The organism is Stenotrophomonas maltophilia group sp. Smal12 (genome assembly GCF_037079935.1).
Taxonomy (GTDB): Bacteria; Pseudomonadota; Gammaproteobacteria; order Xanthomonadales; family Xanthomonadaceae; genus Stenotrophomonas; species Stenotrophomonas sepilia.
Genome location: NZ_JBAWUK010000064.1, coordinates 14,480 through 20,400 on the forward strand (window position 1 = coordinate 14,480; position 5,921 = coordinate 20,400).

Consider the following 5,921-nt stretch of genomic DNA (forward strand, 5'->3'; position numbering starts at 1 on the left):
GGCACGCACGCCCCGCAGACCCGCAAAGCCGCGCGGGGGGGGTGGTCGCGCCACCCAAGTGGGCGGCGGTGGTTGTTTGGGTTTTGTCCCCGGCGGCGGGGGGGGGGGGGGGGGGGGGGGGGGGGGGGCGGGGCTTGAAACCGCCGCGGGGGGGGCGGCCCCCCCCCCCCCCCCCCCCCCCCCCCCCCCCCCCCCCCCCCCGCCCCACCTCTGACAGTTTCCGTGTGCGTCCAACCACGGAAGAAAGAAAGAAAAGCAAAAGCGGGTCGCTTGCTGCGCTCGCTCTGTGTCGACCAAGGTCGACACCTACCAGTAGATCCACGCCATGCGTGGATGATTCATTCGATATCTGACAGATGTGCCGACCAACGATCGGCACCCACCAACAGCCGCGCGAACCTGTCGAAGGTGGGGCACTGTGGGTTTGCGGGGTGTGAGCCGCATGGATGCGGCGACCAAGCCTACAGGGATGTACTTGCGGCGTCCCCGCAAACCCACAGTGCCCCGCCATCCCACGGATAACCCGTTGTTGCTGTTGCTGTTGCTCCAGCTGTTGCCTCTGCGGGTGCAGGGCCGCAAGCCCTGCAGAAAAACACCCTACCCCGCCATCACCGCTTCGATCTCATCGGCGCTGCGCGCCAGGCCTTCGGTCAGCACGCGATGGCCATCATCGGTGATCAGCACATCGTCTTCAGTGCGGATGCCGATACCGCGCCAACGCGGTTCCACCGTCGTGTCGTCCACGCCGATGTACAGCCCCGGCTCGATGGTGAACGCCATGCCAGGCTCCAGCAGACGTGAATCACCGGCGAGGCGGTAATCGCCCACATCGTGCACGTCCAATCCGATCCAGTGGCCGGTCTTGTGCCGGTAGAAGCGCTGGTACAGGCCTTCGGACAGATTCTTTTCCAGCGTGCCCTTCAGCAGGCCCAGGCGCAGCAGGCCCTCGGTCAAGGTCTGCACTGCGGCCAGATGGCCGGCCTCGTAGGGCACGCCCGGCTTGGCCTGGGCCAGCGCCGCCGCCTGCGCTTCACCGACCAGGTCGTGCAGCGCGCGCTGCTCGGCACTGAAGCGGCCGTTCACCGGGAAGGTGCGGGTGATGTCGCTGGCGTAGCCGCGGTACTCGGCACCGGCATCGATCAGCACCAACTCGCCATCGCGCGACCGCGCGTTGTTGTCGCGGTAATGCAGGATGCAGCCGTTGCGGCCGGCACCGACGATGCTGCAATACGCAGGCACCGCATCGCTGGCGCGGAACACGCGTTCCAGCTCGGCCTGCAGTTCATACTCGTGGATGCCGGCCCTGGCGGCCTTCATCGCCGCCAGATGCGCACGCACGCTGATCTGTGCGGCGTGGTGCATCAGTGCCACTTCGGCGCCGGATTTGAACAGGCGCTGCTCGTGCAGCAGGTGGCCCAGCTCCAGGAACTCATGGGGCGGCTGCGCACCGTGGCGTACCTGCGAACGCACGCGGTTGACCCAGCCGATCAGCTTCAGATCGAAGTCGGCGTCGCGGCCGAAGTGGTAGTAGACGCGCGAGCGCCCTTCCAACAGGCCCGGCAGGATGTCGTCCAGATCATCGATCGGGTAGGCATCGTCCATGCCGTACTGCGCTACCGCGCCTTCCTGGCCGGCGCGGCTGCCGTCCCATGCCTCGCGCTCGGCATCGCGCTCGCGGCAGAACAGGATGGCCTCGCCGTGGCGGCGGCCCGGAATCAGCACCAGCACCGCTTCCGGTTCCGGGAAGCCGGTCAGGTACTGGAAATCCGAATCCTGGCGGAACGGATAATGGGTATCGAGGCTGCGCACCTTCTCGGCTGCGGCCGGCAGCACCAGGATCGCGTCCTCGCCAGCCATGTCCATCAGCTGGCGGCGGCGACGCTTGTATTCGCCGGCCGCGATGCCGGTACGCTGCTTGATATCCATCAGTTCAGGCGCTGCCGATGGCGCGCGGCCAGCACCACGTCGCCGTGCAGCAGCAGCACCGCCACGCGGATGAACTCCTCGATCTCCGACAGGGCTTCGTCGTCGTCATCGCCGCCGGCCTCGAAATCCTCACTGGACGCACGCGCCAGGCTGGCCATGTCGGTCAGCGCTTCTTCGCCCTCTTCGGACAGGGCCGGGCGGCGGCCGCCACTGCCCAGGCCGAAGCCGCCCAGGAACGAGCGGGTCCAGCTGAACATGGCATCGGCCTGCGCGGACACGTCGTCGCTGTCGGCGAGCAGCAGTTCGAAGGCGAAGTCACGGTCTTCCAGCTGCTTGATGGTGGCCTGCAGCAGCTGCCCCAGCACGCTGTCGGCGGCCACCGGCGGCAGGGTGTCGTCGGCCAGCACGCGCGCCGGCCAATCGTTGCCGGGGGCGCCGCCGGCGGCCAGCCAGCCGCACAGCGCGCCGTGCAGCTCGGCAGCGGTAGCGCCCAGGCCCAGCGCCTGGCTGGCGCGGGTAACGTCGTCGACGGAGGGAAGTTCGGTCATCGTGCGGCTCGTTCGGAATAAGAAAACCCGGGGTGCGCACGCGCGCGCCCGTCAGACCCCGTAGTGTAGCAACCCTGCGGCATCCTCTCGTGGCCGTCCGGCCTTGCTGCGACAGCGCTTGACCGCCCTCACCCGGCTTGCCTATCGTGCCCGCATGGAACCCGCCGATCCCCTTGCCCAGCTGCAGGACTTTGCCGCCCGCGTGGACGCGTTGCTTGAACGCAACCAGCGTCTGGCCGAGGAGAACCGCAGCCTGCGCCACCAGCAGGAACAGCTGGTGGCCGAGCGCTCGACGCTGTTGGCCAAGAACGAGCAGGCACGCTCGCGGGTGGAAGCGATGATCAGCCGGCTCAAATCCCTGGAGCAGCACACATGAGCGCCGAACCGGTCAGTGTCCGCATCCTCGATCGTGAATACACCGTGGGCGTCGGCGGCGATGAGCGCGACAGCCTGATGGCCGCCGCACGCCTGCTCGATGCGCGCATGCGCGAGATCCGCGGCAGCAACCGCATGGCCGCCGTCGACCGCGTCGCCGTGCTGGCCGCGCTGAACCTGGCCCACGAACTGCAGCTGCTGCGCGACGAGAACGCCCGCCAGGCCGTGGCGCTGCAGCAGACGCTGGCCGACCTGAACCGGCGCCTGGACCGCGCGATCGACGGCGGCGCCTGAAGACCGTGCACAACGCGTCTTCTCATATCTGAATTGGCACGGACTGTTGCCGACGAACGGCCTATCCAGATCCTGCGTGCTGGCTATAATGGCCACGCGTTCTCTGCGGTACTCGACGGCATGTGCAAACATTCGCCTTGTCCCTTAAGAACGACACCGGGAGCGCGACAGCGCCGGGAGTGCAGGTCCGCCTTGTAGCGGGAAGCCCGATGGTTCTCCAGCGTTCCCACTTGAGCCCCCGGGTTCAAGGTCGTTTCGCATGCATCGACATTGCGGAGAATGCAATATTCCAGCAAGGGCGGCGTCTTCGGGCGTCGCCCTTGTTCTTTCCGGCACAATGACGGCTGATCCTTGCCGCTCGCTGCCATGACCGACCCGCGCCAGGCCCTGCGCCACGACCTGCGGCAACGCCGCCGTGACCTTAACGCTGGTGAGCGCATCGCCGCCGCCGAATCGCTTGCCGATGCCCTGCTCGCCCTGCCGTTCGCCCCGCGCGAAGGCGCCGTGGCCGGCTACTGGGCGCTGGATGGCGAAATCGCCCTGCACCGCTGGCAGCTGCAGCTGCCCGAAGGACTCACCTACTGCCTGCCGGTGCTGGCCGGCGACGTGCTGCGCTTCGCACCATGGCGGCCCGGGCAGCCGCTGACCAGCAACCGCTATGGCATCCCCGAGCCGGACGTGGCCGTGGAAGACACCCTGGAACCGGAACGGATGGCGCTGGTCGTGACTCCATTGGTGGGTTTCGACGCACAGTGCCGTCGGCTGGGCATGGGGGGCGGCTGGTATGATCGCAGCTTCGCCTTCCGCCACGACCGGCCGGCGCCGCCCTGGCTGGTCGGTGCTGCGTTCGCGGTGCAGCAGGTCGAGTCCTTGCCGGTGGCGTCGTGGGACGTGCCGGTGGATGCGATCTGCACCGAAGACGGCACCCTGTTCCCCTCCGCTGCCCCCGTGAACGCATGACCGCCCGCAAGCGCTACTGGCTGATGAAGTCCGAACCGGACGCCTTCTCCATCGATGACCTGGCCAAGGTCAAGGTCGAACCCTGGAACGGGGTGCGCAACTACCAGGCGCGCAATTTCATGCGCGATGGCATGCAGGTGGGCGACGGCATCCTGTTCTACCACTCCAACACCAAGGTGCCCGGCATCGTCGGCCTGGCCACCGTCGCCAGCCCAGCCTACCCGGACGACACCCAGTTCGACCCGAAATCCGACTACCACGACCCCAAGAGCACGCGCGAAAACCCGCGCTGGATGCTGGTGGACGTGGCCTTCGACCGCAAGCTCAAGCAGGTGATCGCGCTGGACGAGATCAAGCTGCACGCTGACGAGCTCGGCGAGGGCTTCCCGCTGGTTGCCAAGGGCAATCGCCTGTCGGTGTTCCCGGTGACCGCCGCGCAGTGGAAGCTGCTGCTGTCGCTGGAAAAGAAATCCTGATTCCCCGCCTGAGAGTTCTTCCCATGTCCGAAGCCAAGCGCCTGGCCGCCGAGAAAGCCATCGAGTACGTCGAAGACGGCATGATCGTCGGTGTCGGCACCGGTTCCACCGTGGCCTATTTCATCGATGCCCTGGCCCGCATCCAGCACCGCATCAAGGGAGCCGTGTCCAGCTCCGAGCAGAGCACCGCACGCCTGAAGCAGCACGGCATCGAGGTGATCGAGCTGAACCACAGTGGCAACCTGTCGCTGTACGTCGATGGCGCCGACGAGTGCGACCCGAACAAGTGCCTGATCAAGGGCGGCGGCGCCGCACTGACCCGCGAGAAGATCATTGCCGAGGCCAGCGAGCGCTTCATCTGCATCGTCGACCCGAGCAAGCAGGTGCCGGTGCTGGGCAGGTTCCCGCTGCCGGTGGAAGTGATCCCGATGGCGCGCAGCCTGGTCGCCCGCCAGATCCGCGACATGACCGGCGGCCAGCCGACCTGGCGCGAGGGCGTGGTCACCGACAACGGCAACCAGATCCTGGACATCCACAACCTGCAGATCACCGATCCGGAAAAGCTGGAGCGCGAGCTCAACCAGTTGCCGGGCGTGGTCTGCGTCGGCCTGTTCGCGCGCCGTCGCGCCGATGTGGTGATCGTCGGCGGCGAGCCGCCGGTCGTGCTCTGACCCTTCCGAAGGAGCCTGACGATGTCGCTGTTGCGTTCGCTGCTGATGCTTCCGCTGCTGGCCCTGGCCGGCTGCGCCACCGACGCGGCCCGCCATTGGGTCGAGCTGGACGGCGCCCGCTACCAGGTCGAGCTGGCCACCAACGATGAAACCCGCGCGCGCGGGCTGATGTTCCGCGACCAGATGGCGGCCGACCACGGCATGCTGTTCATCCACGACCGCGAGGAAATGCAGGCGTACTGGATGAAGAACACCAGGATCGCGCTGGACATCCTTTACTTCGACAGCCAGCGCAGGCTGGTCAGCCAGCAGCGCGACGTACCGCCGTGCTCGGCCGGCGACATGTGCCCGCCCTATCCCAGCGGCGGTCCGGCGCGTTATGTACTGGAACTCAACGCCGGCCAGGCCGAGAAGCTGCAGCTCAAGGACGGCACGGAGCTGAAATTCGGTCCGGGCATCGAAAAGTAAACGATGCGGCCGGGGCGCGGGCGGCCCGCCCGGGTGTTGGGGGGGGGGGGGGGGGCCCCCCCCCGGGGGGGGGGGCGCGTGGGGGCGGGACGGGGGGGTGGCCGGGGCTTTTTAACAGCCATAGCCGTATTAAACCCTGTATTTTTAAAATAAATCAGCCCCCACCACACCGCCACATAAATCTTTTAGCGTATTTGGATTGT

At 67.3% G+C, this 5,921-nt stretch carries 8 protein-coding genes and 1 other RNA gene; 7 read left to right on the forward strand and 2 right to left on the reverse strand.

Annotation, left to right across the window (positions count from 1 at the left end; translation table 11 throughout):
* Nucleotides 1-597: 597 nt before the first annotated feature.
* Together WDC87_RS19770 and WDC87_RS19775 are read right to left on the reverse strand one after the other, a co-directional pair.
* A complete protein-coding gene (locus tag WDC87_RS19770; protein ID WP_088123875.1) occupies nucleotides 598-1,920 on the reverse strand; it encodes an aminopeptidase P N-terminal domain-containing protein in 1,323 nt (440 codons plus the stop codon).
* 5 nt (nucleotides 1,921-1,925) lie between these two features.
* On the reverse strand, nucleotides 1,926-2,474 hold the full coding sequence (locus WDC87_RS19775; protein WP_005418994.1) for a UPF0149 family protein: 549 nt from the start codon (nucleotides 2,472-2,474) through the stop codon (nucleotides 1,926-1,928).
* 154 nt (nucleotides 2,475-2,628) lie between these two features.
* Between WDC87_RS19775 and WDC87_RS19780 the strand changes: the two genes are divergently transcribed.
* The 7 genes from WDC87_RS19780 (at nucleotide 2,629) to WDC87_RS19810 (ending at nucleotide 5,718) form a co-directional block, all read left to right on the forward strand.
* A complete protein-coding gene (locus tag WDC87_RS19780; RefSeq protein WP_005418996.1) occupies nucleotides 2,629-2,850 on the forward strand; it encodes a TIGR02449 family protein in 222 nt (73 codons plus the stop codon).
* Entirely contained in the window at nucleotides 2,847-3,143 is a 297-nt protein-coding gene (locus WDC87_RS19785; protein ID WP_006467013.1) for a cell division protein ZapA, read from the forward strand. Before WDC87_RS19780 ends, WDC87_RS19785 begins: the two co-directional genes overlap by 4 nt.
* Nucleotides 3,144-3,240: 97 nt before the next feature.
* A non-coding RNA gene (gene ssrS / locus WDC87_RS19790) (6S RNA) lies at nucleotides 3,241-3,426 on the forward strand.
* 83 nt (nucleotides 3,427-3,509) lie between these two features.
* Nucleotides 3,510-4,103 (forward strand): 5-formyltetrahydrofolate cyclo-ligase, encoded by a 594-nt coding sequence (locus tag WDC87_RS19795; RefSeq protein WP_032954483.1) that lies wholly within the window; start codon nucleotides 3,510-3,512, stop codon nucleotides 4,101-4,103.
* Nucleotides 4,100-4,579: an EVE domain-containing protein gene (locus WDC87_RS19800; protein ID WP_005419001.1), complete on the forward strand. Its 480-nt coding sequence runs from the start codon at nucleotides 4,100-4,102 to the stop codon at nucleotides 4,577-4,579. The genes WDC87_RS19795 and WDC87_RS19800 overlap by 4 nt, the downstream gene beginning before the upstream one ends.
* 23 nt (nucleotides 4,580-4,602) lie before the next feature.
* Nucleotides 4,603-5,250, forward strand: coding sequence for a ribose-5-phosphate isomerase RpiA (gene rpiA, locus WDC87_RS19805; protein ID WP_014648291.1), 648 nt, complete (start codon nucleotides 4,603-4,605; stop codon nucleotides 5,248-5,250).
* 21 nt (nucleotides 5,251-5,271) lie between these two features.
* Nucleotides 5,272-5,718, forward strand: a complete 447-nt coding sequence (locus tag WDC87_RS19810; protein WP_014648292.1) for a DUF192 domain-containing protein — start codon at nucleotides 5,272-5,274, stop codon at nucleotides 5,716-5,718.
* Nucleotides 5,719-5,921 lie beyond the last annotated feature (203 nt).

Excerpts from the sequence above, each read along its gene's own strand:
- WDC87_RS19775 (WP_005418994.1), bottom strand. The coding sequence starts at position 2,474 with ATGACCGAACTTCCCTCCGTCGACGACGTTACCCGCGCCAGCCAGGCG.
- WDC87_RS19780 (WP_005418996.1), top strand. The coding sequence starts at position 2,629 with ATGGAACCCGCCGATCCCCTTGCCCAGCTGCAGGACTTTGCCGCCCGC.
- WDC87_RS19785 (WP_006467013.1), top strand. The coding sequence starts at position 2,847 with ATGAGCGCCGAACCGGTCAGTGTCCGCATCCTCGATCGTGAATACACC.
- WDC87_RS19795 (WP_032954483.1), top strand. The coding sequence starts at position 3,510 with ATGACCGACCCGCGCCAGGCCCTGCGCCACGACCTGCGGCAACGCCGC.
- WDC87_RS19800 (WP_005419001.1), top strand. The coding sequence starts at position 4,100 with ATGACCGCCCGCAAGCGCTACTGGCTGATGAAGTCCGAACCGGACGCC.
- rpiA (WP_014648291.1), top strand. The coding sequence starts at position 4,603 with ATGTCCGAAGCCAAGCGCCTGGCCGCCGAGAAAGCCATCGAGTACGTC.
- WDC87_RS19810 (WP_014648292.1), top strand. The coding sequence starts at position 5,272 with ATGTCGCTGTTGCGTTCGCTGCTGATGCTTCCGCTGCTGGCCCTGGCC.